The following is a 299-nucleotide window of genomic DNA, read 5'->3' on the forward strand; positions in this document are numbered from 1 at the left end:
GCGGTCTGTGGCACCTCCGGGGCCGGTAAAACCGGGCTGATACAGCCACTTATCCGCAGCGTGCTGGACTCCGGAGGCTTTGCCGTGGTGTTCGACATGGGGGATGGATACAAGTCCCTGTGTGAGAACATGGGCGGGGTGTATCTGGACGGTGAAACCCTGCGTTTTAACCCGTTTGCGAACATCACCGATATTGACCAGTCAGCGGAGCGTGTCCGTGACCAGTTGTCAGTGATGGCCAGCCCCAACGGTAACCTGGATGAAGTGCATGAAGGTCTGCTGTTGCAGGCGGTCAGAGC

Annotated in this window: 1 pseudogene; it reads left to right on the top strand. The window is 58.5% G+C overall.

Annotated features, from left to right (window positions below):
* Positions 1-299, top strand: a pseudogene (locus RTW80_RS28570) (hypothetical protein); the annotation flags it as partial.

Source organism: Escherichia sp. AM3, assembly GCF_032029835.1.
In the GTDB taxonomy this organism is placed as follows: Bacteria; Pseudomonadota; Gammaproteobacteria; order Enterobacterales; family Enterobacteriaceae; genus Escherichia; species Escherichia coli.